The organism is Legionella septentrionalis (assembly GCF_003989745.1).
GTDB lineage: Bacteria > Pseudomonadota > Gammaproteobacteria > Legionellales > Legionellaceae > Legionella_A > Legionella_A septentrionalis.
The window spans coordinates 43,845-69,437 of sequence record NZ_RZGS01000003.1; the positions used below are offsets into that span (position 1 = coordinate 43,845).

Below are 25,593 nucleotides of genomic sequence, written 5' to 3' on the forward strand. Positions count from 1 at the left end.
TGAAAGAAAAGTAACTAAAGAGCGCTGCAGTTAATATTACATTCGGGATCTTGGATATGTCCCTTCAACAGGGTTTTCTAATTGCTCGCTCCTGCTTTGACTTGAAATTGCCACGTTAGCATATAATGTACTTCCATAAGCAGGATCTTTCTGAGCTCTTTCAATGACTCTTTCATATCTTGCCTGATCAGTAGCCTTTAAACGTTCTAGATTGTCCTTGTACTTATTAACTTGGTTGATATCGCTGGTTATTGTGCCATTCTTTAATACATACAGTATGTTAGAGGTAGATGTAGTCACTTTTATTCCTATTTGCTGGAGGCAGGGGATTATAGTTAAATCATGATTGGAGTGGAAGATATAAGTAAGAGCGATACAGTGATAATAAGCTTTTTTGTTATGAATGCTTGTGGCTGCAATTCTTAAGCTAAAGCTAGAAAGCAATGGATAGCTGAAGCTTTTTAAAATTTTAAACAAATGGATTTGGTAATTGGTAGATTGGCCAAAATTTCATTGGCAAGAGCAAATCATACAATTTGGCGTAGGACACGCTTAAAGCAGGGAATTTAAAGAAAGTGACCTTCTCAAGCAACAAATAAAATCATTAATCTGATGTCGGTGATGGGAATAAAACTGTTGAAAACGGGATTAGTGCTGTGCAATATAAAAAAATCTTATTGGTCGGAGTGACAGGAATTGAACCTGCGACCCCTGCCTCCCGAAGGCGATCCCGATTGTTTCTTAATGCATTTCTATACATCTCCATGAACAATAACTCCTTGTAATACGAGGGTTAATGGCATTTTTATGATGTACAGTGATATATTGTTATGTTACATTCCACAATGAAAATGCACCCTATATGCACCCTGTAATTCAAAAATAGGATTTTTATTACATGAATGTGATATTAACTATGATAAAGTCCAGGGTATTAAAAAAGCAAGGATTAAGCAGCAGAAGAATTTCACGGGTGCTATAAACCAAAAAACCACCGAAAAGGTGGTTCTTGGTCAACTGCTAAAAGGGGCGCTTTCGCGGATCCCTAAAAGCTTACGTTGTAATTATGAGTCATTTTACATGGATATGTCAATTTTTTTTGGTTATTTTTTGGATAACTATTCTAATTTGATGCAACAGGATAGGGTATGAAAGAATATATTAGTGCATTATCAATAGATAGGCTTACAAGCTATGAAATATTATGTCCAAGTAAAGTGGATACGGATATTATAGGAGCTTATCATTGGAATTTATTGATAAGCCAAGCATTTTATCCCTTCATACATTCAGTAGAAGTTGCATTACGTAATTCAATTCACCACGCAGCCACCAAGAAATTTGAAAATGAATTTTGGTTCGATATCGTTGTAACTGATGGTAAGTCAAGATCAATTCTTGAAGATACCAAAAACGATTTACATCGTAGATTTGGGCAAGTAACAGCGTCAGACATTGTTGCAGGATTAACATTTGGATTTTGGACAAATTTAATAAAACAAAAAACATACACTGATCAATTTAATCCAAACCGACTATGGCCTGACTTAATTCCTTCGGTTTTCCCCCATTATGCAAGAGGGCATGATGATAGAAAGAATATTTCCAAGCGATTTGAAGAAATAAGACTGATTAGAAATCGCTTGTTTCATCACGAGCCTATCTGGAAATTTAAAAATGCCCAAACACCGCAAGAATGTATCGCTGAATTGCGTCGTAAGTTCAATGACACATTTAAAGCGATTGGCTGGATATCAAAATACAAACGAAATTGTTTAAGAGAATTTGGTTTTGTTGAATCGTTTAAAAACAATTGCACTCTTGAGACCTTGGAAAGCTATAAAGTGAAGGGTGCTGAAATATTACAACAATTAGCAGATTAATTATGAAAGCAAAAATCAATAACACGCTTATTAAAAAACTGCTTCCTAGAGATAAAGAATACGAAGTCCATGATCTTGATCTAAAAGGATTCATGATAAGAGTTTTTCCATCAGGAACCATGCGTTACGTCTGCCAGTACAAAAGAGGCAAAAAAATTAATCTTGGAACAGTCGGCGTTATGACAGCAGCTCAAGCTCGTGAAAAGGCTATTGAGGTGCTAAGTAATGCCAATAAAGGGATTGAGCCAACCGCACAAAAAGGGATAAATAAGCCTAAGACACTACAAGAATTTATTGAGAGTGATTATAAGCCATGGGTTTTATCAACGCATAAACGAGGTCAAGAAACGCTAGCAGGACTTATTAGATGTTATAAGGCTTTTTTTTCAAAGCCGTTGGGTGAAATTACGCCTGCTCTTGTAGAACAATGGCGCGTTAAACGTCTTAATGAAGGCACTTCTCAGGCAACCTTAAATCGTAATATTACCATGTTGAAATCACTGATGACCAAGGCAGTTGAATGGGGCTTTATAAAAGAAAATGCACTTGGTAAGTTAAAACCGTATAAAATAGATCGTTCACCTAAAATCCGATACTTGTCATTTGAAGAAGAGACACGTTTACGCAAAGCGTTACTCGAACGAGACAACCAACTTCGGTTGATGCGAAAAAATGGAAATCTCTGGCGAGAAAAGCGAGGTTATGATTTATTACCTGAGCTTTCAGAAGACGATGCCTGTGATTATTTAATGCCGATGGTGCTATTGTCAATTAACACAGGATTAAGACGAGGCGAATTATTTCATTTGACATGGGATATGGTGAATTTGTCAGAAGGTTCATTGATTTTGTCTGGTGAAATCACAAAAAACAAACATTCTCGTTTTATTCCGCTTAATGATGAGGCTTATAAAATTTTGGATCATCTGCATAAAAAAACAGCGAAAAAAGAAGGATTGGTTTTTCCAAGTAAAAATAATCAACCATTTAACCATGTGAAACGATCATGGGGATCGTTATTGAAAAAAGCAAATATTACACAGTTTCGATGGCATGATTTACGCCATCATTTTGCGAGTAAGTTGGTGATGGCTGGGGTAGATCTAAATACGGTTCGTGAGTTATTAGGACATTCTGATATTGCCATGACACTAAGGTATGCACATTTGGCGCCAGAACATAAAATTAATGCTGTTAAAAAAATAGATTGGACGATGCAAGAACCAGTAACATGAGTGGTCGTATCCCCTAGTTTGATAAGGCATCAAATTTCCATCGATGCCAAATAACTGGGGCAATAGATAAAATTGAATCTGCTGAAATAACGGGATCACTGACTGAAGTTCTATTGTTATTACAAACCAATAAATATTTATCTTCACTTTTTATCAATCGTCGAAAAAAGGTGCCTTCGGTGGTTTCCACTATACAATTATGCCCTACGCATTGATTTTTTTTATTTTGATTTATAAATTTTATCCCGCCAACAATGTCTCCAACCTTATACTCCGGCTCCATCGCATCATCTGAGACCGTTATCACAACAGCATTTGGGTTATTCGTTTTAAAGAAGTCTATCTCTTTTTGTATGGCTTGTTCTGAGGCGAGAAGGTTACCAACTGTATCTGCAAGAAATGGATAATTTTGAAATTCATTTTCGATTACTGATGGGCCTTTTCCTATCCCTTCTAATAACCAATCAATTGAACAACTCACATCATATTGATTAAGTATTTCTACTAAAGAAGCAGCTTTGGCTTTATTTAATGGGTTTCTTCCAAGCTCCCATGATTGGAGTGTATGGATACTGATTCCATGCTTTTCTTCCAAATCTTTTCGAGATAAGCCAGCAAGCATGCGTGCTCTTTTGATGCGTTGTCCCATTGCAGAACTATCTTTTTTTACTTTAGTAGCATTTTTCATAAATATGTCTTTACATTTATACGCTTTATATGTATATAATAAATTATTATACGCGATTCACGTATATGAAGTGTGGATTTATACGCGTTATGAGTGTAAGGATGCCTCTAAAATTAATTATTTTCAACATATTAAAGAGGATTCAGTTTTGAAGGTCAATTTCAGATAGGAATGTAAGTAGTCAATGGACATGTTAATAAACCAGGATGAACTGGCAGCAATGAGTGGCTTACCTCATATCCAGCAATTGGCTTATCTAAGAGGAATCAGACCGTATCTGGATGTTAAAACAGGAATAACAGGTATCAAGCGACGAATCAGCTATCAATCGATATCTGAACAATTATATATCGAGCCACATCAGGGGATTAAAAGCCAAAGCTTTTCTCGTGATCAAGTACGTCGTGCAGTTTCAGGTTTGGTACGTGCGGGAATGATTGAAGTTCAATCTGACGGCATGCAGCTCATTTTAAAATGTCCCTTAGCTTCAAGGCATTATTCTGCCCAAAATAAAGCCGCCATAAACCCGCCACAGAAAGCCACCATAAAGCCGCACGTGGAAACCCTTGTAAACAATGAGTTTTCTGAAGGTGAGGCCATAAAAGCCGGCATAGCTGAACCCCAAAAAGTCGCCACACCTCTTAAAGATAATAATTATATTTATTTATTAAACCGCTTCGAACAATTTTGGAATTTATACCCCGAGAAAAAATCCCACGAGCGTGCTTTTGAAGCCTTCAGAAAAATCAGCCCTGACGAGCATCTATTGCGAATGATGTTGCAAGCACTGGAAAACCAAATCAAAGCACGAAATGTAAAAATAGCCCACGGCGAATGGGTGCCACCCTGGAAATATCCAAGCAACTGGTTGGTTCAAAAATGCTGGGAAGATGAAGTCAAAATCGAAGTAAAGCAGGAGAAAAGGAATGCAAAGCGCCGCCCAAATACTGAACTCACAACCGTTGATCCATTCTGGAACCCAGAAGGAGAAGACACAGCAAGCACCAGTGAAGACGAGTACGAACAAAGCAATGTCATCAACCTGCGATGCTACCGACAGCAATAAAAAGCGGATTGAGAGTTTGTTTACGCGCTTTGCAGTTTTTTATGGGCATTTGTGGCGCAGTCAGTTCAAAAGCGATGGGTTTTTGGAGTTTGCCAAAAAGGAGTGGATGGAGGGGTTAAGCAAGTTTAGTGATGACGTTTTGAATCAAGCCATCGTTGAGTGTCGTGATTTTTGTGAAATGCCGCCAAGCTTGCCTCAACTGATTCGCATTTGTCGTGACATAAAAAAACGAAATAACGTTTATGTCACGCCTGAAGAAGTTGCTCCTGCGAGTGCCGAAGTGGCGGAAGCGAATATTAAGCAATGTAAAGCCTTTTTATTTTAAAACCTGATAGGAGAGAAGACATGTTGGTATTAACAAGAAGAGTTGGGGAGTCTGTTGTGATCAGTGAGGATATTTACTGCACGATTGTGGGGTATCAAAACGATGAGGTCCGCCTTGCTTTTGATGCGCCTAAGTCCATCCCAATCCATCGTGATGAAATTCAACGCCGCATTTACCGCGATCAGATTAAAGATAACAAGTTTGTAGATAAAGCAGCTAACAACGAGAGCATTGTCGACAGGCTTATTAATAAGTTCAAAAGCAGTGCTTCTTCAACAAATTCCTGAGAATTGAGTCATGACTATCGATGAAGAACAGCTGATTACGGTTAAAGATCGAGCCAAAGAAAAGTTAAGGCGTGATCTGGGTGGATTGATTGAACGGGCTTTAAACGATCCAAAAACCGTTGAAATCATGCTCAATGCGGATGGCAGGCTTTGGCAGGAACGTCTTGGGGAAACAATGCGTTGCATTGGAAGTATCAATGAGGTGCGTGCCGAAAGCATCATCAAAACTGTTGCAGGCTTTCATGGTAAAGAAGTGACCCGATTTAAGCCGATGCTTGAAGGGGAATTACCACTGGATGGTTCCCGTTTTGCAGGACAACTGCCACCGGTTGTATCACGCCCTACATTCGCTATTCGTAAAAAAGCCCTATCCGTTTTTACACTGGATGAATATGTTCGAGCAGGAATTATGACGGATGAGCAAAACGAGATAATTCAACAAGCGGTTTCGAACCACCGGAACATTTTAGTGATTGGCGGCACAGGTTCAGGCAAAACAACATTAGTGAACGCCATTATTCATGAAATGGTAAAAAGCGCACCACATGAGCGCATTTTTATCATAGAGGATACCGGCGAAATCCAGTGTTCAGCTGAAAACTGCGTTCAATACCATACCACCATGGATGTCAACATGACCCAACTTCTAAAAACCACACTCAGAATGCGCCCTGACCGAATCCTTGTCGGTGAGGTTCGAGGCAGTGAAGCTTTAGATTTATTGGATGCCTGGAATACCGGCCACGAAGGAGGAGCGGCCACCTTACATGCGAATAACTGTCTTGCAGGGCTTCATCGTTTGAAATCATTGATTACCAGAAATCCGGCTGCACCCGCTGAAATTGAACCTTTAATTGGCGAGGCGGTTCATTGTGTGGTGCATATTGCAAGAACGCCAGATGGTCGCTTTGTCAAAGAAATCATATCTGTCGAGGGTTTTAAAAATGGTCAATACAACATCAAGAAACTTGTTTAAGGAGAATATGAATGAATCAGTTAAGCAGTTTTAATCACAAGAAAATTTGGATGCTGGGGGCAGTCATATTATTTCTATTTTTAATGACTCATCCGGCTAGCGCCTCCACAGCAGGTGGAGGACTTCCATTCGACTCATGGTTGACCAAAATCCAGAAGTCCATTACAGGTCCATTTGCCTTTAGTGCGGCGATTATTGGTCTGGTTGCTGCCGGTGCCACACTTATTTTTGGTGGTGAATTAAATGGTTTTATGCGAACCCTTGTCTTTTTTGTATTGGTGCTTTCATTCCTGGTAGCGGCACAAAATACTATGACAGCGATTACTGGTAAAGGGGCGGAAATTTCCAAGCCATCTGTTGAGATGACAGCAATCGAGTCTCAGCCATGAGCCTTCGCACTATCTCCATTCGTAGATGTGGAAATCGTCCCAGTCTCTTTATGGGCGGAGACCGTGAGCTTGTCATGTTTTCAGGATTGCTATCAGCCATTTTGGTATTTGCCGCTCAGGATTGGCTGGCGGCGATTGCTGGTATCGTCATGTGGTTTTTATCTCTGAAAGGACTTCGCTTAATGGCGAAATCTGATCCCTATATGAGAGCGGTTTATCTGAGGCAAAGACGTTATCAGGCTTATTATCCGGCTCGTTCAACCCCTTTCAGGGAAAACAAAAGAGGTTATCAATGATTGAATTAATCGCCTTTTTGATTAGTACTACAGGGCTTGTCATTTTGGGTACTTTGTTTTGGGAAATTCGAAGTAAAAGCTGTGGGCACCATGTCAAAAAGCATCGAAGTCATACACCTGGACTAGTTGATTTACTTAATTATGCGGCGGTTGTAGATGATGGCGTAATTGTCGGAAAAAACGGCTCTTTTATGGCGGCCTGGCTTTATCATGGCGAAGACAATGCCAATACTACCGATGAGGCGCGTGAGATGGTGTCATTTCGGATCAATCAAGCCTTATCCGCTATGGGTAGCGGTTGGATGATTCATGTAGATGCCATGAGGCGTGCTGCACCTGGTTACAGTGCGCGGGGTTATTCTCACTTTCCTGATCCCATATCAATGGCAGTTGATGAAGAAAGAAGGAAGCTATTTGAACAGTTGGGAACCTTATATGAAGGATATTTTGTTATCACGTTAACCTGGTATCCGCCTGTATTGGTACAAAAACGTTTTGTTGAATTGATGTTTGATGATTCAGGGGAGCGCTTAAGCCAGAAAGCAAAAACGCATCAATTGATTGAGACCTTCAAGCAATCTTGCCGCAATTTTGAATCACGCATGAGTTCGGCAGTTCATCTGGAAAGGCTTGGCTCAGATGATAAAGACGATACAGTAATGCAGGATAACTTTCTAAGGCACTTACAGTATTGTGTCACAGGACTTAACCATCCCGTCAATCTGCCTAAAAACCCAATTTATCTTGATGCCTTGATAGGCGGTCAGGAATTAACGCCAGGCATTACTCCCAAAATTGGTCGGAAGTTTGTTCAGTGCGTCGCGATTGAAGGTTTTCCCATGGAATCTTACCCTGGAATTTTAACCGCGCTATCGCAACTACCCATTGAATATCGCTGGAACTCCCGCTTCATATTCATGGATGCGCATGAAGCTGTCGCACATTTCACTAAATTCCGTAAAAAATGGAAGCAAAAAGTCAGAGGATTTTTTGATCAGATTTTTAATACCAATTCAGGCATTGTCGACGAAGATGCGCTTAGCATGGTCAATGATGCGCAATCAGCCATTGCTGAAACCAATTCTGGCATGGTAGGGCAAGGTTATTACACTTCGGTTGTTGTTTTAATGGATGAAGATCGCGCACAAGTTGAAAAAGCAGCGCTGTTCATTGAAAAGAACATCAATGCGTTAGGTTTTGCGGCCAGAGTAGAAACCATTAATACCATGGATGCTTTTATGGGAAGTTTGCCAGGCCATGGTGTTGAAAACATCAGACGACCATTGATTAATACTATGAATCTAGCGGACTTATTGCCAACATCCAGCATCTGGACAGGTGAGAATAAAGCACCGTGCCCACTGTTCCCACCCTTGTCACCACCTCTGATGCATTGCGTCACCAGTGGTAATGCACCGTTTCGCCTGAATCTTCATGTCAGAGACTTAGGCCATGGCATTATGTTTGGTCCAACGCGTTCTGGTAAATCAACTCACCTTGGTTTACTCGCATTGTCTTGGCGTCGGTATAAAGATGCCCGTATTTATTCATTTGACAAAGGACTATCCATGTACCCAACCTGCAAGGCGACAGGTGGTGAGCATTACACCATTGCCGATAAAGACTCAAAGCTTGCCTTTGCGCCCTTGCAGTTTTTAGAGTCCAAGGCAGACAGGGCTTGGGCTATGGAGTGGATTGATACAATATTGGCATTAAATGGTTTGGATACAACCCCAGCACAGCGTAATGAAATCGGCTATGCCATTATCAGCATGCACCAAAGTGGCTCTAAAACCTTATCTGAATTTGTCATGACCATTCAGGACGAACACATTCGTGAAACCCTAAAGCAATACACCATCGATGGATTGATGGGGCATTTATTGGATGCTGAATGTGATGGTTTAGGTCTGTCCTCGTTTATGACCTTTGAAATTGAGCACTTAATGGGATTAGGCGAAAAATTTGCACTACCTGTGTTGCTCTATCTGTTTCGACGCATTGAAACCTCACTGGATGGCCGCCCAACGCTCATCTTACTGGATGAAGCGTGGTTGATGCTCGCGCATCCTGTCTTTAAAAACAAGATTGCTGAATGGCTTGATTCCATGGCCAAGAAAAACTGCGCTGTATTTATGGCAACTCAACATCTTTCCCATGCAGCAAAATCCGGCATTTTAGACATCATTGTTGAATCCACAGCCATCAAAATCTTTTTACCCAATCTATATGCAAGAGATCCTGAAACCTGCGTGATTTATGAACGCATGGGCTTAAATCCACGTCAGATTGACATCATAGCTCAAGCCCAACCCAAGCGTGATTACTACTATGTCAGCGAAAAAGGACAACGTCTTTATCAATTAGCATTAGGCTCTATGGCTTTGGCTTTTGTAGGGGCTACTGATCCCGATTCTATCGCGCGGATGAAACAGCTTGAGTTGAAGTACGGTGATGGGTGGGTATCTAAGTGGCTTACGGAAAAAGGAATCCAATTGGAACGGTACGGAGAAGCAGCATGAAAAAAATAAAACAATGGCTTAATACCCCAAGACTTGAAAAGAAAAATGAAGCGTTAACGGATAATCCCTTTCTTAACGCCAGACGCTCCTGGAATGTTCATACCGCAGGTCTTATGAAATCGGTACAGGTTTGGCAACTGGTGGGCTTAAGCAGCCTCTTAGTGGCACTGGCCGCTGTTGGTGGGCTTATATCCATTGGCACCCAGTCCAAATTTATCCCTTTGGTATTTCAGCAGGACGCTAATGGCAATACCTTGTCAGTCACCCGTGCGGATAGGGTTGGACAAGCCAATATTGATGATTATCGGGCGGCTGCTGCACATTTTATTGAAAATATCCGCATGGTAAGTAGCGATGTTGAACTACAAAAGAAGGCTGTGTTTCAAGTTTATTCCTATTTAAATCAGAATGATGCGGCTCTAGCCAAAGTTCAGGAATTTTACAGTAATAAACAGCAGTCTAATCCCTTTGAAAGAGCGACGCATGAAATCGTCAGCATTGAGATTCGATCAGTTCTACAAGAGTCTGATGAGACCTGGCAGGTTGATTGGGTTGAGACGGTGAGAAATCGTGACGGAACGCTTAAAGAAAAGCCCTATATGATGAAAGCCATGATCACGATGTATCAGGACAACGAACTTAATGATGTCTCCAGTGAGTCTATTTTGAAAAACCCACACTTAATTTTTATCCGTGATTTTAACTGGTCCTATGAATTAAAGCATGGAGAACAGCGATGAAAAAAATAATGCTCATTTTTTGTTTATTGATGCCATTGACAGGTTTTGCCCTGGATAATAATGAGCTGGCCACTCGTTATTTTTCCGAAAACGATCCAAAACTGTCAAATCAGGAAAAGCAGGCTTTAGATATTGCAGAGCGTTGGCAAAAGGGAGACAAAACCAGCAAACCATTTCCATCCTCGGATGGATCAGTCAGTTTTGTCTATGGCTCAGGGCAAATAAGGGTAGTATGCGCGCCCTTGCAGGTTTGTGATATTGCTTTGCAGGCAGGTGAGCAGTTTAATGATATGAATGTTGGTGATCCACGCTTCATTGTTGAGCCATCCATTACGGGTGCGGGTAGCGCGCAACAAATCCACCTGTTAATCAAACCTAAAGATGTTGGACTTGACTCCTCTTTGGTCGTAACCACAGACAGAAGAACTTATCATTTCAGATTAAAGTCAGACCGCTTTGAGTTTATGCCCTATGTATCTTTCATTTATCCCGATGAAGCAAAAGCGAAATGGCAGTTAATTCAGCAAATTCAAGCAGAAAGACGGAAAGCGGATACCCTTCCAGAAACCAATGAATATCTTGGCAATCTTAATTTTAACTATCGAATTCAGGGGAATGCACGATTTAAGCCAGTTCGGGTTTACAACAATGGCGTTAAAACCATTATTGAGATGCCGAAAACGATGGCACAAAGTGAAGCCCCTGCTTTATTGGTTTTAAGAAGCCGTGGGTTGTTCCAAAAATCAGAGTCCGTCATGGTGAATTATCGTCTGCAAGGTTGTCGTTACATCGTCGATAGCGTTTTTGATAGGGCAATATTGGTTATCGGAAGTGGAAGCTCTCAAGAAAAAATTACCATTACGAGGTGCTAAAGATGAAGAAACTAAGCGTTTTATTGCTCGCTCTATTGTTATCAAGCTGTGCAAGTCAGCGTTATGGGAATTTTACTCAAGTATCTCAAGGCCGAGACGTTTATTTGGCACAAGACGCGGCATCCCAATTAACACGTGTCTATCCACCTGCTCAAAATACGTTTTACATCAGTCAAAAGGTAAGGGATGCTTTTGGCATCAGCCTGATTCATGAAATGCGAAAAAAAGGTTATGGCGTGATTGAAAACAATTGCCCCAAACAAAAGGCCAATTTTTTCTATGTTGTCGATGAGATTAAAGCAACCAACCTTTACCGAGTCAGCCTTTTTATTGGCTCACAGACCCTCAGCAGAATTTATGCCAAAACCGGTGGAAAAATTCCCCCAGTTAGCGCATGGACTCATAAGGAGTGAGACTGATGAATCAAAACAACGATTTTTTATCAAAAGACTACTCACCGCAAAAACTCCAGACAGCCGGTGTGAAGCGGGTGAATAACGTACCATTAATCATTGTCATTGGTATTTTAACTGTGTTTGTGGTGTTGATAGCTTTTGTTGCCAATAAACGGGCAAATGCACAGAACCAATCTCCCGAAATAGTAAAGATTAAAAGTCAGAAAAAAAACACCATGAGTCTGGCTTATGAAGTGGTAGGAAACCACAAAGTACCAGTCGTAGCTCCGCAAACTGAAACGATCACAATCAAGCAGGAGGCTTCCCTACCCATACTTGAGCAACAAGACTTGCCTCAAAAACAAGAGACGTTGGATCAAAATGTGACTGATGCTGAAATAGAACGCATTCGCCAGGAAAAAACACAAGAATTTGAAGAGGCGGTCAAAGCAAAAACATCCATTATGGTGGATAACGTACGGCTGAATAACAGAGCAAGTGTAAGGACATCCATGAGCGGGAATGACGTGACATTCAATGTTGACCCATCTACGGCCTTTAAAGAGCAACTCATGTTAGTACAAGGGATGCACAACAAACCCATGCCGCAAACCTTAGGTGGTGAAGAAAATGAAATGCGTTGGCATTTAAACTCAAGACTTGAAAGTCCAAACAGCCGATATGAACTCAGAGCGGGTGGGGTGATTCCAGGAGTAATGGTCAGTGGCATCTCCTCTGAATTACCAGGGCAAATCATCGGTCAGGTATCACAAAACGTCTATGACACCGCAACGGGTAAATACCTTCTCATTCCTCAAGGAACCAAAGTATTTGGCATTTATTCCAGTGATGTGAGCTTTGGCCAGAATTCCGTATTAGTGGCTTGGCAGAGACTGGTATTTCCTGATGGCAAGGCATTGGATATTGGCTCCATGCCAGGCGCTGATAGTGCGGGATTCGCCGGATTTCGTGATCAAGTGGATCATCATTATGCAAGAATTTATGGCTCAGCGCTTTTAATGTCTGGCATTGTTGCAGGTATTACCTACAGCCAGAATAGTAATCAGCCTAACCAGTTCGGTTACAGCCAACCCACAGCGGGTTCTGTCTTGAGTCAGGCATTAGGACAACAGTTAGGTGAGGTGACATCACAACTGGTTTCAAAAAATTTGAACGTATCCCCGACCATTAATGTCCGTCCGGGTTACCGTTTCAACATCATTGTAGTGAAAGATTTAACTTTTAAACAACCTTATAGACAGTTTGCTTATTGATACAGGAGGAGTGCAATGAAATTTAGAATCATGCTTATTTATTTATGGACACTACATGTTTTCGCCAGCGGTGCGCCCGTATTTGATTTTGCCAATTGGATTGAAAATGGAAAAATCATACTGAATCAGGTGAGTCAGTATAAAACTCAGATCGATCAATACAACAATCAGCTGCAGCAATACCAAAATATGTTAGAGAACACTAAGTCGCTCACTTCCTTCCAGTGGGATAATGCCAACTCTGTCATTAATAATCTGCTTGAATCGACTAATACAATTGATTATTACAAGCAGGAAGCAGGCAGCCTTCAAGGTTATCTGGACCGATTTCAGAGCCAGGAATACTATCAGAAAACTCCTTGTTTTAATGGTAATGGTCATTGCTCACCCGAAGAACTCAGGAAAATCAAACAAAGTAGACTCTCAACTTCTGTTGCCGAAAAGCGTGCTAATGATGCCATGCTCAAAGGGATTGATAAGCAACAACAGAGCTTGAAAGATGACTCAGAAAAACTACGGGTCTTGCAATCTCAGGCGCAAAGTGCCGTTGGGCAAAAGCAAGCACTACAGGCTGCTTCACAATTAGCCAGCAATCAATCACATCAATTACTTCAAATCAGAGGGCTTTTATTAGCACAACAAAACGCGCAGGCGGTAAAAGATGCGGCAAACGCCAATAAAGAGGCCATACAGGCCGCGGGTGATGAGCAATTTCGAGCGGGTACGTATCATAAAAGTTCAGGTAAAAAATGGTAATTCAGTCATAACGACAAGGAGAAGAAATGAAACGCTTAAGTTTATCCATCATGGTGTTCGCTTGTTTGCTTTCAGGCTGTGAAAGTACAGAAACCAAAGCAAGGAAAAAGTCAGAGCACTTGGCCTCGTTAACCTGTGACAGCCCAAGAGAAGGCCACACAAAAGAAGAACTCCAGGCCATTGGCGAGGCTTGTTTCAGAGGGGGAAGCTATTCAAAAAGTTCAGGGAAAAAGTGGTAATACTATGAATAAAAAGACAACCACCTCTTTACTCATACTCTGTTTGCTAGGCTTTTCTGTATGCTGTCATGCCCAGGGCCATGGTATAGACAGCAGAGATTTGCTAGACAATATCTTATATCGTTTTTCCAGCACTGCCTCGATGTGGAGCCAAACTATTTTAAGTTATGCTCGTTACCTTTTTTGGTCTTTGGCCACCATCAGCATGGTATGGACTTATGGTCTCATGGCTTTGCGAAAAGCAGACATTCAAGAGTTTTTGGCAGAAACCGTAAAATTTTTAGTGGTTGTCGGTTTTTTCTATTGGATTTTAGATAATGGGCCTGCGATTGCAACTGCAATTATGGATTCTATGCGACAGCTCGCTGCAAAAGCTTCTGGAATTAACGAACATGTGTCGCCTTCTGACATTGTGGATGTGGGGTTTGATATTGTATCAAAAGCAATCGACAGCTCATCAATCTGGTCACCGGCTGCAACGACGGTAGGATTAATTGTTGCTGGGCTTATTCTGATTATATTGGCGTTGGTCAGTATTAATATGCTCATTATCCTGATTACAGCCTGGATCTTGATTTATAGTGGCATCATTTTATTAGGTTTTGGCGGCGGACGCTGGACACAGGATATTGCGATTAACTATTACAAAACAGTACTAGGGATCGCATTACAAGCCTTTGCCATGATTTTGATTATCGGCATAGGAAAGTCTTTTGTAGATCAATATTACGCGGCAATGTCAGAAAACATCATGCTAAAAGAAATGTTTGTCATGATGGTTGTTGCCGTACTTTTGTTGGTACTTATCAATAAAATTCCCCCTGTTTTATCCGGCATCGTTTCAGGTGGAGGATCAGGTGGCGGTGGTGGTCTTGGTCTTGGAGGCGCGTTAGGGGCTGCGGGAATTGCAGGAACAGCCTTAGCAGGCGCTGCGGGTGCTGCAGCTCTGCAGAGTGCTGGGGGATTATCCGCTTTACAGGCTGCATTCAAGGCTGCTTCTCATAGTATCGGCGCAAGTGGCGCTGGCTCCGTGTCAGGAGATAGCCCAGGCTCAAAACAAGGTAGTTTGGCTCAGGCTATGGGACAAGCTTCTAAATTTGCTGGTTCCTTTGGTTCACATTTAGCTTCTGGGGCGTTTGATGTCGCCCGTGAAAAAGCAGCAAGTATGAAAGATGCTTTTTCTGCAAAAGCGGCTGATACCACAGGCGGTAAAATTGCTGATGCCATTCATCAGCGCATATCTTCCAATGCTGAATCGCCAACTATTAATCAACAGGTATCCGAGTCTCAAAATGTCACTTCTATGGGTGCTCCAGAAGGTAGTTTTAGTTCAGGGAACATAAACAGTGATGATGAAGTCAGTCAATTTGTCAATCAAAAAGCATCTGGAGACGGTCAATGAGCTTGAACAAACCCAACAAAGCCATTGGCCCACAGGTGAGACAAAAGCATAATGAAAAAACGAATAAACAACTTGTTATTTTAGTTGCTCTCTCGCTTTTCATCAGTATGCAGGTTGGCACACAATTTGTGGCTTATAAGTTGCATTTTAGTGATGAATTAGGGTTTTCTCTGAATCATGTCTACTTTCCATGGCAGTCCCTTTGGTGGAGCTTGAAATACCATCATTATTATCCTGATTATTTTAATGCAGCCTTTGGTTTGATGGCGATGAGTGGCTGTCTTTTTTTAATGTTGATTGTTTTTGTTGCTAAGCATTTAAAAAAAGAAAACATCAGTGAATACCTGTATGGTTCAGCCAGATGGGCCAACAGAGATGATTTAAAAAATGCTGGACTGTTTGGCAATGAGGAAGGCGTTTATGTCGGTGCTATTGAAGATGAAAAAGGGGATATTCATTATTTACGCCATAATGGCCCAGAGCATATTTTAACTTATGCCCCAACGCGTTCTGGCAAAGGGGTTGGTCTTGTTATTCCTACCCTTTTATCCTGGAAACAGTCTTGTGTGATTACGGATTTAAAAGGAGAGCTTTGGGCATTAACAGCTGGTTGGCGTCAAAAGCATGCCAACAATAAAGTCATTCGCTTTGAGCCGGCAACATTAAAGGGTTCAGCCCGATGGAATCCATTAGATGAAATTAGAGTAGGTACGGAATATGAAGTTGGTGATGTACAAAATCTTGCAACGCTTGTAATTGATCCTGATGGTAAAGGACTTGAAACCCACTGGCAGAAAACATCCCAAGCACTTTTGGTTGGGTTTATTCTACATGCAATTTATAAGCTGAAAAATCAAGGAGAACCGGCTACTTTTCCAAATATTGATCGCATGTTGGTCGATCCAAATACCAACATCGCCGATTTATTGATTGAAATGACTCAATACCCGCATGTTGATGGCAAAACACATTTTGTTATCAGCGCATCGGCTCGCGATATGATTGATAGGCCGGAGGAAGAAGCAGGTTCTGTCTTGTCCACCTTAAAATCGTACCTGGCTTTATACCGTGATCCGATAGTTGCTTACAATGTCTCTGCATCAGATTTCTGTATTAAAGATTTGATGCATCATGCAAGCCCTGTCAGTCTTTATATCGTGACCCAACCCAATGATAAAGCACGATTACAGCCTTTAGTTCGGGTTATGCTGAATATGGTTGTCCGCCTTTTGGCGGATAAAATGGAATTCGAACGAGTCGATGATGGGCGAGGGAATTATTTCGTAAGAACGAAGAAAACCTATAAACATCGCCTGTTGTGCATGATTGATGAATTCCCAAGTCTTGGGAAGCTTGATATTTTACAAGAGTCATTGGCGTTTGTTGCCGGTTATGGTTTGAAGTTTTATTTAATCTGCCAGGACATTAATCAGCTTAAAAGTCGTGAGCGCGGCTATGGCCCAGATGAAACCATCACCTCGAACTGCCATATCCAAAATGCTTATCCGCCCAACCGGATTGAAACCGCCGAGCATCTATCAAAACTTACCGGCCAAACCACTATTGTGAAAGAGCATATCACGACCAGTGGCAAACGATTTTCAACCTTTTTAAACCAGATTTCCAAAACAAAACAAGAAGTCTCGCGACCGCTTTTAACGGTTGATGAATGTCAACGTATGCCTGGACCAAAAAAAGATGAAAACGGTTTAATCAAGGAAGCAGGCGATATGGTGGTGTATGTGGCAGGATTTCCTGCCATTTATGGCAAACAGCCGCTTTATTTTAAAGACCCTGTGTTTATCGCCAGAGCTTCTGTTGAAGCGCCAGAGCAATCAGATATCTTACGCGTCCGCCTTCGTGAAGATGAGGAAATCAGACTATGAAAAAGTTCACTTCCTGGATTGCTGTTCTTATGCTAAGCATCATCGGCATGGCATTTCTTTTCATGCTGATGGGCTTTCGCCTGAACACCACAGATTCCATTCCTTTTGGTCTTTATCGTATTACAAATATAAAAAACATCAAAAATTCCTATGTGATTTTTTGCCCTGACGATCGACCGGCTTTTAAACAGGGATTAGATAGAGGCTATATCGGAAGTGGCCTTTGCCCTGGCGGTTATGGGTATTTAATGAAAAAAGTGGTGGCAACAAATGGTGATCAAATATCTATCACCTCCGACGGCATTTTTGTTAATCGCCAACTTATTCCCTTTTCAAAACCGATATTAATAGATGGAAGGAAACGACCTTTGCCTCAATGGCGCACCATAGATTATCAGATCAAAGAAGATGAACTCATAACCATGACTAGCCAAAGCGAATGGTCTTTTGATAGTCGTTATTATGGCCCTATTCGTATATGGCAAGTGAAGGGAGTGATTAAACCCATATGGGTAAATGCAACAAGTGGAGAAATAGCATGAATAAAGCTGAATTAATGGATGTAATTTCAGAAAAATTAGATGATTTGATGGTTCCTGGTTTTATCGCCGAAGTCACTCCCATCGAAGCAGAAATCATGGGTGCCTTTTCTGAGGATGCGCTTAGTGAAGATGACGCTAAGGAGGCAGCCTATGACTAAATTGTCTCACCATCAGGTTGTGGCCAACCAAATCATTGAAAGCCTCAAACAAGGAACCGCGCCCTGGGTAAAACCATGGGAACCAGGCACGGGCGGCGGCCAAATCCCGTTTAATCCAGTCACAGGAAAGCGGTATCGAGGCATCAATGCCTTGTATTTGATGTTGAATCAAAGCGGGGATAACCGCTGGCTCACCTACAAACAGGCGCAAAGCATTGACGCGCAGGTTAGAAAAGGAGAAAAAGGCACGACTGTTCAATACTGGAAATTTACTGATGAAAAAATCAAAAACGATGATGCGGGAAACCCAGTCCTCGATGAGCAGGGAAATCCTGTCAAAGTGCAGGTTAACCTTGAAAGACCCAAGGTGTTTTACGCAACGGTATTTCATGCCTCACAAATTGATAATATGCCGGAACTTGTCCAAAAAGAGCAGGACTGGTCTTTAATTGAAAGAGCAGAAAACCTGCTACTTAATTCTGGTGCTGCCATTTTTCATTCGGAGGCTGATAGAGCATTTTACAGGGTATCAACCGACAGCATTCACCTCCCTCCCAAAGAGCAATTTAAATCAGCCGCCCATTATTACGCCACAGCCCTTCATGAGCTTGGTCATTGGAGCGGGCATCCTTCAAGGCTTGATCGAGACCTACGCCATCCCTTTGGCAGTGAAGCTTACGCCAAAGAAGAACTAAGGGCTGAAATCGCCAGTATGCTGTTGGGTTCGGAGCTTGGTATTGGACATGACCCCTCCCAACACACGCCTTACATCAAATCATGGATTCGCGTTTTAGAAGGTGATCCGCTGGAAATATTCAGAGCGTCAGCGGATGCTGAAAAAATTGTCAATCACATTTGCTCATTGGAACAAGCACAAGACATCCAGCATGAGCAATCTATTGTAAACAGGAATGAAAAAAATAATGAGGAAACTCTAATGGAATCCGAAAAGAATATCCCTGAAAAAGTCTGGCTTAGCATCCCATTCAAACAAAAAGAGTTAGCCAAATCCGTGGTAGGGAAGTTGCCCGATGGAACATCTGGCATTGCCTGGGATAAAACACAGAAATGCTGGTATGCAAAACCAGGTGTTTCCATTGAAAAAATCAAAGCCTGGCTTCCAGAAAATCAAAACTCACCAGAAGACAAAGCACTTTCACCAGCCGATGAATTCAAGGAAGCGTTAATCAGTTTGGGTGCAGTATTGACAGGTGAGCATCCTATCATGGACAGCAAGACTCATCGTATACAAATGGAGGATGATAAAGCTGGTGAAAAGGCAGGATTTTACGTGGCCCATTTAGATGGTATTCCCGCAGGCTATATCAAAAATAACCGCACAGGTGCTGAGCTAAAATGGAAAAGTAAAGGTTATGTTTTAACCGATGAACAAAAAGCAGCACTTAAGGCTCAGGTACTCGAAAATCAAAAAAATCGCGAGCTTGAATTGGTGGAAAGGCACAAAAGCACCGCATTAAGGCTCAAGCAAAGGCTTTCCAAAATGAGTGAGATTACCGAGCCAACACCCTATATGAAATCAAAAGGCATTCAGGTTCATCCAGATGTTTATACTGATGATGACAAAAAATTAACGTTTATTCCTGCAACCGATATTGAAGGTACAATTTGGACGGTTCAATATATTGCAGAAGATGGCACCAAGCGCTTCGCTAAAGATTCAAAAAAGGAAGGCTGCTTTCATGTTCTGGGCGGCATGAACAAACTTTCTGATGCGCCGGTTATTGTCATTGCGGAAGGATATGCAACCGCTGCAACGATAAAAGAAGCATGCGGGCTGCCTGCTGTCGTTTCTGCCTTTGATTCAGGTAACCTTAAATCGGTAGCGAAAGCATTGCATGAAAAATATCCGCATACTCCCGTTATGATCGCATCTGACGATGATAAGCACTTGGAGTTAACGCAAGGCATCAATCCAGGGAAAGAAAAAGCTTTGGAGGCTGCGAGTGCAGTTAATGGCTTTATTGTTATGCCGACTTTCGCACCCCATGAACAATCTTTAGACCCTAAAAAATTCAGCGATTTTAATGATTTGGCAAATCACAGTATGCTGGGCTTGGATGGGGTTAAGCGTCAACTCAAACCAAAAATTGAAAAAGTTGCCAAACGATGCAATCGTCTGCGCTTATTGCAAAAAGTAATGTGATTCATATTGCTTAGGTTATTTGATAAGGTGAAGTTTCTTACTTTCATCAATTAACCAGCGAAGGCCATCAGTAACCTTGGTTTGTAATAAAATGTGGGCGCTTTCATTAAAGAATCGTGGCAAGCCTTCATAACAACCCGTTATAGTTCCTTCCTTATCATGCCAGAAAAAAGTATGTATCAATTCTTTATGCTTTGACATGGATTCAGTGATTGCACCAAATGATACGAGTTCTTTGAGCTTTACATTACCGCCTAACTCTTCCTTAAGCTCACGGATTACAGCTTGTTCTGGCGACTCATTATGTTCTATTCTGCCGCCAAATTCGCAAAGATAATCAGGGTATGTTGGCCAGTCATGAGGGCGATGTTGTAATAGAATTTTATTATCTTTGGTTAAAACAAGGCAGCCTACATATTGATTTGGGTAGCGGTCTATATTGATATTGAAATTTTTTATTAATTGAACAGTCATAGTATAAAGGTTACTTGGCCAACTCACTATTACCTATTGTTATTTCACCATTAATATTATAAGAAAAACAACCCAAGAATTCGTCTAGATAATCGATGTTTAGAACCAGTATCGAAATCGAGTCATATTCTATTTCATATTTCGGAACAATGAATAAATTATTTTTTATTTTTACTTTATGTAAAACCCATTTATGTTGGCTAACTCCAGGTTCTGAAGATTTATTGTAATCAATTACCCATATTTTTGCATTTGTGACAATCATAGGAATTATAATCGGAAAATCTTTTGATTTATCTTTATCTGTATCCGTTAATGATATGGCTTTTATTGCTGACAAAATTTGATATTGGGCTTTGAAAAAATTATTTTCAGAGTCGTTCTTAGATATTTTTTTTAATTGCTGGCCTGTTTTGTTAAAAAAATCACCGGTAAAGGTGAAGAAATATTGATTTTCATCCGGCTTGAATTGAGCAATCCGATAATTGGAATCTTGAATAGCGTGTCGTTTTGTGTTGTAGCTCTTTGGGTCATTGCTACTATCTTCTTTTATCAAAATTAGATGTGATGAATCAGATGATCCTTTACACTCAATTAACCATTCCCTACCTGTATATTGCGCTGCCCTAATATCGATTTCAACAAACTCATCCCCACTTTTCATTAACTGGTTCATCAAAACAGAAAAATTTTTCTCTTCTAGTACCTTTTTTGTTCTGAATTCTAAGTTAAAACCATATCTGTTAGCTGCATCCAAAATTAATTTTTTATCATCCATAATTTTTCCTAAATTACCAATTATTAATCCAAAAATCAGTGCACTTCCTAATTATTCCCTTTAATTATAATTATAGGGTTACAGGGGTGAATTATCCCAATTCATTTATTATTTGTGCTCTACCTTTCTGCTTAATCCAGAAACTTTCCGTCGCACATAGTTATCAGATTTGAGTCTTTGCCGCTCCAGCTGATCATGTGCATTATCCGGCAATAACACTTTACTTCTTCTGGCGAGCTGAACCATATCGAGTTGGGACAAGTCTCGCAAGCTGTTTTGACTTTTGGCTGGCGGGCCTTGTCTAATGCTGTCAGCGTTGGGCTTCGTACTGGAAAGTGTTCCTCTTTTTCCAATGGCTGCTCTAGCAGCTTCATTGCTTCTTGGAGTTCTTCCTCCATCATTAAATCTGTATCGTCTTGATTGCTCATAGCGTCTCTCCTGTTCTAAGACCATTTTTTGGCGCTGTGCTTCCATTTCTGAATTAGCAAAGGTGATCGGGATATTATGCTGGATGGTTATTTGAAGAATGATCTGTTTAAAAAGTGGCGAGCCATTTACCTGGATACAGTTGCCGTATCTCTGCTGTGCCATCTCAATGGCTTTTTTCAGTGTAGCAATAGAGCCGCCCTTAGAAATTTTAATTTCCTTGCCGGTGTTTCTGATGACCGCCTTATCCATTTTATATATCTCTGTTCCCTCTTTAGTAATGGAATCAACTTGCTTAATATCCGCTAAGGAAAAATTAGATGACGCGGCTGATAAGGAATAATTACTTTGATTTTTTCGATTGTGATAACGCATAGCTGTTAAGGCTTCTTTGTCTCCTTCCCGAGCTTTTTGCTGCAACCAATCAGCCCAGGTTTTGTTTTTATGTAATTCAAGAAGATGCTTTCGTTCTTTGGCATAATTTTGGCGAACTTTTTCAATTTCTTTCAAAAGGGTTTTGCTGGTTTGCTGGTAAAGATATTTTTTTTGAGTCCTCGGGGCTTTCATTAACTTCAAAACTGCTCGTTCGGTTCGACCACGTTTCTTGGCTTTCGTAATCAGTCTGGCTTTAGCTTCACGCAGATGTTTGAGTTTCTCGGCAAGCAGAGTTTTGCCATGTTCTTTTTCATGTAGGTAACGCGCATAAATTTCTGAACCGATCACTTTCCTATTTAGTGGTTCATAACGATAAATATTTTGCCTGGATCTTTCAGTACTAAATGGTGAGGGCTTAAATTCACCCAGCCTGGATTCCAGGTTCTTTTTGGAAAAGCATCGTGAAACAGAGCTTGCCTTAACTATAAGTCCTGCCTCATTACAAAAGACCAGACCATTAGCTTTAATATGAATTTCCAAGCCATGAAGGGATAGGATTTTATGAACCTCATTCCAATGGTTGGCCTGGTTAATCTGTTCCAGACAATTTCTCTTTATCCAGTTAATCAAGCTTTCAATGCCAGAATGTTGTTCCATATCATCGGCAAGATTCTCTGAACGACTTTTTCGGGTTCGATGATTGGTTATTTCAAGACCATACTCAATTTCCAGTTTCGATGCCACATCTGCAAAAGCTCTATAAGCTCTATACGGCTCAATCATGTTAAAGGTTTTTGGATGAATTTTATTGATAGCAATATGAATGTGAAGGTTGTCTGTGTCGTGATGAATAGCGCTAATCCTTTGATGATCTTTGAATCCAATAGATGATGCGACACTTTCCTCTATAGCTTTCAATACCTCGTTGGAGGGATTTTCCCCTGGGGCAAAAGATATGAGCATGTGGTAAGTTTTATCGCTTTTAGCTCTTTGGTTTCTCGCCTGAGTTGCCAATACTTCATGAATAGCCCAGGTAGGATCAACACTGTTACAGTTTGATATCCTGACTTTACCTACTCGTTCCTGTTTATTTTGTTCATCAGTAATGTATTTTACCAGATCTGAATAGCTGCTCAGTCTTGCCGACTTCATTGGGATATGGCGAATAATCATAACTTTTTCACCACTTCAAACATTGCAGCCTGCATTGTCTGAATGCGATCCAATAAGGCTTTTACTTTTCGGTGATCAAAATGTGCGACACGTCTATCCTGGGTAAGCCATAGCTTAAACAGCCCGCCAAGCCTTCCCATGTCTGCATTTATTTTGGATAACTGGAGAATATAATCCTTATCAATGGCACTTTGGATTTGATAGCCCAACCCAATCCGGCGCAAATATTCCGCAACAGAAAGTCCCGCTTGGGCAGCATGGGATTTAATAGAAATTTCTTCATCGGGAAGGACGGGAACACGAAGATGACGACCGTGTTTTCTGGAAGGTGATTTATTTTTATCGTCCATAAGGATGCTGACCTCTTAACAAGTGGTTTGCAATCCTTTAGGTGCTGATTAATTGTTTTCTTTTTGATCTCAAAAAGCAAGATACCCGTTGAGCACCGAAGGTGCGAATAATGTTCGTGAAGATTGATAGCCAGCTTACTGGTTAGCTAACTTCACCTATCTTGCCCTGCTTTTCCAGATCACTTTAAAGAATCATATCAGGAACTTTTTGGAACTTGCAACGATTTTTAAAGAACTTTTTTGCCTATAGAACTAAAATAATCCAAATTATTCCTAAAAGTTCTTTTATAATGCTCAAATGCTCATTTTTATATTCTAGTAAATTCTTAATAGTTCTAAAATATTCCTTTTTTCTTGTTCCAATCCTAATTATGATTTAGACTTTTTCAATAATAAAAATTGACACCAAAGAAGAATGAAAAAGCCACTTTCCGAACGGGTAATCCAGAATCAGTCAGAAAAAAAGAACGGGCGAACCAATGCCAAGATTCAATTTATCGCACTGAAAGAAGATATTCGAGAAGCCCTTGATAAGGGCTGTTCGATGAAAGCTGTTTGGGAAACTTTATCTGATGAAGGACAAATTTCATTCGGCTACAAGGCATTTAGGCATTACGTACTTAAGTTAATTAAGTCAGAGCAGGAAAACATCAGGGATGATAAACAAAGCAAAAGTAAAACTACCAATGAAATCAAAGGTTTTACTTTTAATCCAATACCCAACCCGGAGGAACTCTTGTAATGGCAAAAATACATATCACGATGCAGGGCAAAGGCGGTGTCGGTAAATCCTTTGTTTCGGCAACTACCGCTCAGTACAAACTTAATAAAGCACAATCCCCACTTTGTATCGATACCGATCCCATTAACGCTACCTTTCATGGCTTTAAGTCACTTAATGTCGAACGCCTGAATATTATGGAAGGCGATGAAATCAATCCGCGCCATTTTGATACCTTAATTGAAAAAATTGCAAATACACAAAATGACGTGATTATTGATAATGGCGCCAGTTCTTTTGTGCCTTTATCGCATTATCTCATCACCAACCAAGTACCCACCTTGTTAAAAGACATGGGGCATGAACTTATCATCCATACTGTTATCACTGGTGGTCAAGCGTTACTGGACACAATAAATGGTTTTGCTCAGCTGGTAAATCAATTTCCAGGAGATGTTCGCTATGTTGTGTGGCTAAATCCCTATTGGGGAAAGGTTGAGAGTGAAGGAAAACCTTTTGAGCAAATGAAGGTATACAAAGAGACCAAAGATCGAATCGCAGCAATAATCAACATTCCTGATTTAAAGGAAGAAACTTTCGGCCATGATCTCTCAAATATGCTTCAACAAAAAATTACATTTAATGAGGCAATCGATTCCCCTGAGCGAAATATTATGACCAGGCAGCGATTAAAGTTGATACGGGATCAACTATTCAGCCAGATTGACAACGCTATGGTGATCTAATGTCAGAGAAAATTAATGAGGCAATTCAAGACATTGCAGGCAAGCATGGTGTTGTTCTGGGTAGAGATGATCCAGTTCTTATCTTCCAAACCATGAATGACAGGCTGCTTGAGGAAAATCGAAAAGCACAACAGGAAATGCTGACTCAATTCAAAGAGGAAATGGAGAGCATTTCCTCTCAATGGAAGGTTGATGCTAAAGACAAAGCTGAGAAAGTACTTAATGCTACATTGGCTAGTAGTAAAGAAGCTATGAACAAAATATTGAGAGAGGCCACCAATGAATTCGTTCAAGTCATGAAAAACGTGATATCAAATTCACTGACGGAAGCAAAGGATTTGACTCAACAGACGCGTAAAGCAAATCGATTTACATTGTTAACATCGGTAACAATACTGACTGTTTCTTGCGCATTTATGTTGTTCTTACTTATTAATTTTTTGAGGTAACTCATG

At 40.7% G+C, this 25,593-nt stretch carries 28 protein-coding genes and 1 pseudogene; 23 read left to right on the forward strand and 6 right to left on the reverse strand.

All coding sequences use genetic code 11. The features are described 5' to 3' along the window. Positions 1 to 36: 36 nt before the first annotated feature. Positions 37 to 300 carry a hypothetical protein gene (locus ELY11_RS12370; protein ID WP_126953010.1) on the reverse strand — a complete coding sequence of 88 codons (264 nt, stop codon included), beginning with the start codon at positions 298 to 300 and terminating at the stop codon, positions 37 to 39. A gap of 848 nt (positions 301 to 1,148) precedes the next feature. Between ELY11_RS12370 and ELY11_RS02080 the strand changes: the two genes are divergently transcribed. Further along, positions 1,149 to 1,883 (forward strand): Abi family protein, encoded by a 735-nt coding sequence (locus ELY11_RS02080; protein WP_011945677.1) that lies wholly within the window; start codon positions 1,149 to 1,151, stop codon positions 1,881 to 1,883. 2 nt (positions 1,884 to 1,885) lie between these two features. Then, complete coding sequence (locus ELY11_RS02085) at positions 1,886 to 3,118, forward strand: site-specific integrase (protein WP_127032422.1); 1,233 nt, start codon at positions 1,886 to 1,888, stop codon at positions 3,116 to 3,118. Positions 3,119 to 3,131: 13 nt separating this feature from the next. Here the strand turns inward: ELY11_RS02085 and ELY11_RS02090 are convergent, their stop codons facing one another. Then, a complete protein-coding gene (locus ELY11_RS02090; protein ID WP_061721645.1) occupies positions 3,132 to 3,806 on the reverse strand; it encodes an XRE family transcriptional regulator in 675 nt (224 codons plus the stop codon). 184 nt (positions 3,807 to 3,990) lie between these two features. Here ELY11_RS02090 and ELY11_RS02095 point away from each other — a divergent pair, with 184 nt between their 5' ends. The 18 genes and pseudogenes from ELY11_RS02095 (at position 3,991) to ELY11_RS02175 (ending at position 20,109) form a co-directional block, all read left to right on the forward strand. Beyond that, complete coding sequence (locus ELY11_RS02095; protein ID WP_127032423.1) at positions 3,991 to 4,872, forward strand: hypothetical protein; 882 nt, start codon at positions 3,991 to 3,993, stop codon at positions 4,870 to 4,872. Positions 4,873 to 4,888: 16 nt separating this feature from the next. Continuing rightward, the gene (locus tag ELY11_RS02100) at positions 4,889 to 5,197 is read left to right on the forward strand and encodes a hypothetical protein (RefSeq protein ID WP_027226392.1); all 309 of its coding nucleotides are present in this window, start codon (positions 4,889 to 4,891) and stop codon (positions 5,195 to 5,197) included. A gap of 20 nt (positions 5,198 to 5,217) precedes the next feature. After that, on the forward strand, positions 5,218 to 5,484 hold the full coding sequence (csrA, locus tag ELY11_RS02105; protein WP_027226391.1) for a carbon storage regulator CsrA: 267 nt from the start codon (positions 5,218 to 5,220) through the stop codon (positions 5,482 to 5,484). Between the two features lie 10 nt (positions 5,485 to 5,494). Next, entirely contained in the window at positions 5,495 to 6,460 is a 966-nt protein-coding gene (gene trbB / locus ELY11_RS02110) for a P-type conjugative transfer ATPase TrbB (RefSeq protein ID WP_027226390.1), read from the forward strand. 11 nt (positions 6,461 to 6,471) lie between these two features. Next, positions 6,472 to 6,849 carry a TrbC/VirB2 family protein gene (locus ELY11_RS02115; protein ID WP_127032424.1) on the forward strand — a complete coding sequence of 126 codons (378 nt, stop codon included), beginning with the start codon at positions 6,472 to 6,474 and terminating at the stop codon, positions 6,847 to 6,849. Beyond that, complete coding sequence (locus ELY11_RS02120; protein ID WP_027226389.1) at positions 6,846 to 7,145, forward strand: conjugal transfer protein TrbD; 300 nt, start codon at positions 6,846 to 6,848, stop codon at positions 7,143 to 7,145. Before ELY11_RS02115 ends, ELY11_RS02120 begins: the two co-directional genes overlap by 4 nt. Then, positions 7,142 to 9,667 (forward strand): VirB4 family type IV secretion/conjugal transfer ATPase, encoded by a 2,526-nt coding sequence (locus ELY11_RS02125; RefSeq protein ID WP_061721642.1) that lies wholly within the window; start codon positions 7,142 to 7,144, stop codon positions 9,665 to 9,667. The genes ELY11_RS02120 and ELY11_RS02125 overlap by 4 nt, the downstream gene beginning before the upstream one ends. After that, the gene (locus tag ELY11_RS02130) at positions 9,664 to 10,407 is read left to right on the forward strand and encodes a conjugal transfer protein TrbF (RefSeq protein WP_027226387.1); all 744 of its coding nucleotides are present in this window, start codon (positions 9,664 to 9,666) and stop codon (positions 10,405 to 10,407) included. Before ELY11_RS02125 ends, ELY11_RS02130 begins: the two co-directional genes overlap by 4 nt. Next, the gene (trbG, locus tag ELY11_RS02135; RefSeq protein WP_027226386.1) at positions 10,404 to 11,279 is read left to right on the forward strand and encodes a P-type conjugative transfer protein TrbG; all 876 of its coding nucleotides are present in this window, start codon (positions 10,404 to 10,406) and stop codon (positions 11,277 to 11,279) included. The genes ELY11_RS02130 and trbG overlap by 4 nt, the downstream gene beginning before the upstream one ends. Positions 11,280 to 11,281: 2 nt before the next feature. Further along, complete coding sequence (locus tag ELY11_RS02140) at positions 11,282 to 11,692, forward strand: conjugal transfer protein TrbH (RefSeq protein WP_027226385.1); 411 nt, start codon at positions 11,282 to 11,284, stop codon at positions 11,690 to 11,692. 5 nt (positions 11,693 to 11,697) lie between these two features. Beyond that, on the forward strand, positions 11,698 to 12,948 hold the full coding sequence (locus ELY11_RS02145) for a TrbI/VirB10 family protein (protein WP_027226384.1): 1,251 nt from the start codon (positions 11,698 to 11,700) through the stop codon (positions 12,946 to 12,948). A gap of 15 nt (positions 12,949 to 12,963) precedes the next feature. Further along, on the forward strand, positions 12,964 to 13,704 hold the full coding sequence (gene trbJ, locus ELY11_RS02150; RefSeq protein ID WP_011945692.1) for a P-type conjugative transfer protein TrbJ: 741 nt from the start codon (positions 12,964 to 12,966) through the stop codon (positions 13,702 to 13,704). A 26-nt stretch (positions 13,705 to 13,730) separates the two neighbouring features. Then, on the forward strand, positions 13,731 to 13,943 hold the full coding sequence (locus ELY11_RS02155; RefSeq protein WP_027226383.1) for a hypothetical protein: 213 nt from the start codon (positions 13,731 to 13,733) through the stop codon (positions 13,941 to 13,943). 4 nt (positions 13,944 to 13,947) lie between these two features. After that, a complete protein-coding gene (trbL, locus tag ELY11_RS02160) occupies positions 13,948 to 15,345 on the forward strand; it encodes a P-type conjugative transfer protein TrbL (RefSeq protein ID WP_127032425.1) in 1,398 nt (465 codons plus the stop codon). Continuing rightward, on the forward strand, positions 15,342 to 17,231 hold the full coding sequence (locus ELY11_RS02165) for a type IV secretory system conjugative DNA transfer family protein (RefSeq protein WP_127032426.1): 1,890 nt from the start codon (positions 15,342 to 15,344) through the stop codon (positions 17,229 to 17,231). The genes trbL and ELY11_RS02165 overlap by 4 nt, the downstream gene beginning before the upstream one ends. Further along, positions 17,228 to 17,773, forward strand: a complete 546-nt coding sequence (gene traF, locus ELY11_RS02170; protein ID WP_061721639.1) for a conjugative transfer signal peptidase TraF — start codon at positions 17,228 to 17,230, stop codon at positions 17,771 to 17,773. Before ELY11_RS02165 ends, traF begins: the two co-directional genes overlap by 4 nt. After that, the gene (locus ELY11_RS12465) at positions 17,770 to 17,931 is read left to right on the forward strand and encodes a hypothetical protein (protein ID WP_027226379.1); all 162 of its coding nucleotides are present in this window, start codon (positions 17,770 to 17,772) and stop codon (positions 17,929 to 17,931) included. The genes traF and ELY11_RS12465 overlap by 4 nt, the downstream gene beginning before the upstream one ends. Next, positions 17,924 to 20,109: pseudogene (locus tag ELY11_RS02175) on the forward strand (zincin-like metallopeptidase domain-containing protein). Before ELY11_RS12465 ends, ELY11_RS02175 begins: the two are co-directional and overlap by 8 nt. A gap of 1 nt (position 20,110) precedes the next feature. Here the strand turns inward: ELY11_RS02175 and ELY11_RS02180 are convergent. From ELY11_RS02180 to traJ, 4 genes are all read right to left on the reverse strand, one after another. Continuing rightward, positions 20,111 to 20,569 carry an NUDIX domain-containing protein gene (locus ELY11_RS02180; RefSeq protein WP_061721638.1) on the reverse strand — a complete coding sequence of 153 codons (459 nt, stop codon included), beginning with the start codon at positions 20,567 to 20,569 and terminating at the stop codon, positions 20,111 to 20,113. Positions 20,570 to 20,579: 10 nt separating this feature from the next. Then, complete coding sequence (locus tag ELY11_RS02185; RefSeq protein ID WP_059427872.1) at positions 20,580 to 21,347, reverse strand: hypothetical protein; 768 nt, start codon at positions 21,345 to 21,347, stop codon at positions 20,580 to 20,582. A gap of 108 nt (positions 21,348 to 21,455) precedes the next feature. Beyond that, entirely contained in the window at positions 21,456 to 23,321 is a 1,866-nt protein-coding gene (gene traI / locus ELY11_RS02190) for a TraI/MobA(P) family conjugative relaxase (RefSeq protein ID WP_127032427.1), read from the reverse strand. Then, entirely contained in the window at positions 23,318 to 23,671 is a 354-nt protein-coding gene (gene traJ / locus ELY11_RS02195) for a conjugal transfer transcriptional regulator TraJ (RefSeq protein ID WP_127032428.1), read from the reverse strand. Before traJ ends, traI begins: the two co-directional genes overlap by 4 nt. A gap of 415 nt (positions 23,672 to 24,086) precedes the next feature. On the opposite strand from traJ, the gene ELY11_RS02200 reads away from it, so the two are divergent. From ELY11_RS02200 to ELY11_RS02210, 3 genes are read left to right on the forward strand one after another with little or no spacing between them, the layout of a single operon-like run. Next, the gene (locus tag ELY11_RS02200) at positions 24,087 to 24,413 is read left to right on the forward strand and encodes a TraK family protein (RefSeq protein WP_011945703.1); all 327 of its coding nucleotides are present in this window, start codon (positions 24,087 to 24,089) and stop codon (positions 24,411 to 24,413) included. Beyond that, positions 24,413 to 25,138 (forward strand): ArsA-related P-loop ATPase, encoded by a 726-nt coding sequence (locus ELY11_RS02205; protein WP_058470667.1) that lies wholly within the window; start codon positions 24,413 to 24,415, stop codon positions 25,136 to 25,138. Before ELY11_RS02200 ends, ELY11_RS02205 begins: the two co-directional genes overlap by 1 nt. Then, positions 25,138 to 25,587, forward strand: a complete 450-nt coding sequence (locus ELY11_RS02210) for a conjugal transfer protein TraM (RefSeq protein ID WP_127032429.1) — start codon at positions 25,138 to 25,140, stop codon at positions 25,585 to 25,587. The genes ELY11_RS02205 and ELY11_RS02210 overlap by 1 nt, the downstream gene beginning before the upstream one ends. Positions 25,588 to 25,593: the final 6 nt, after the last annotated feature.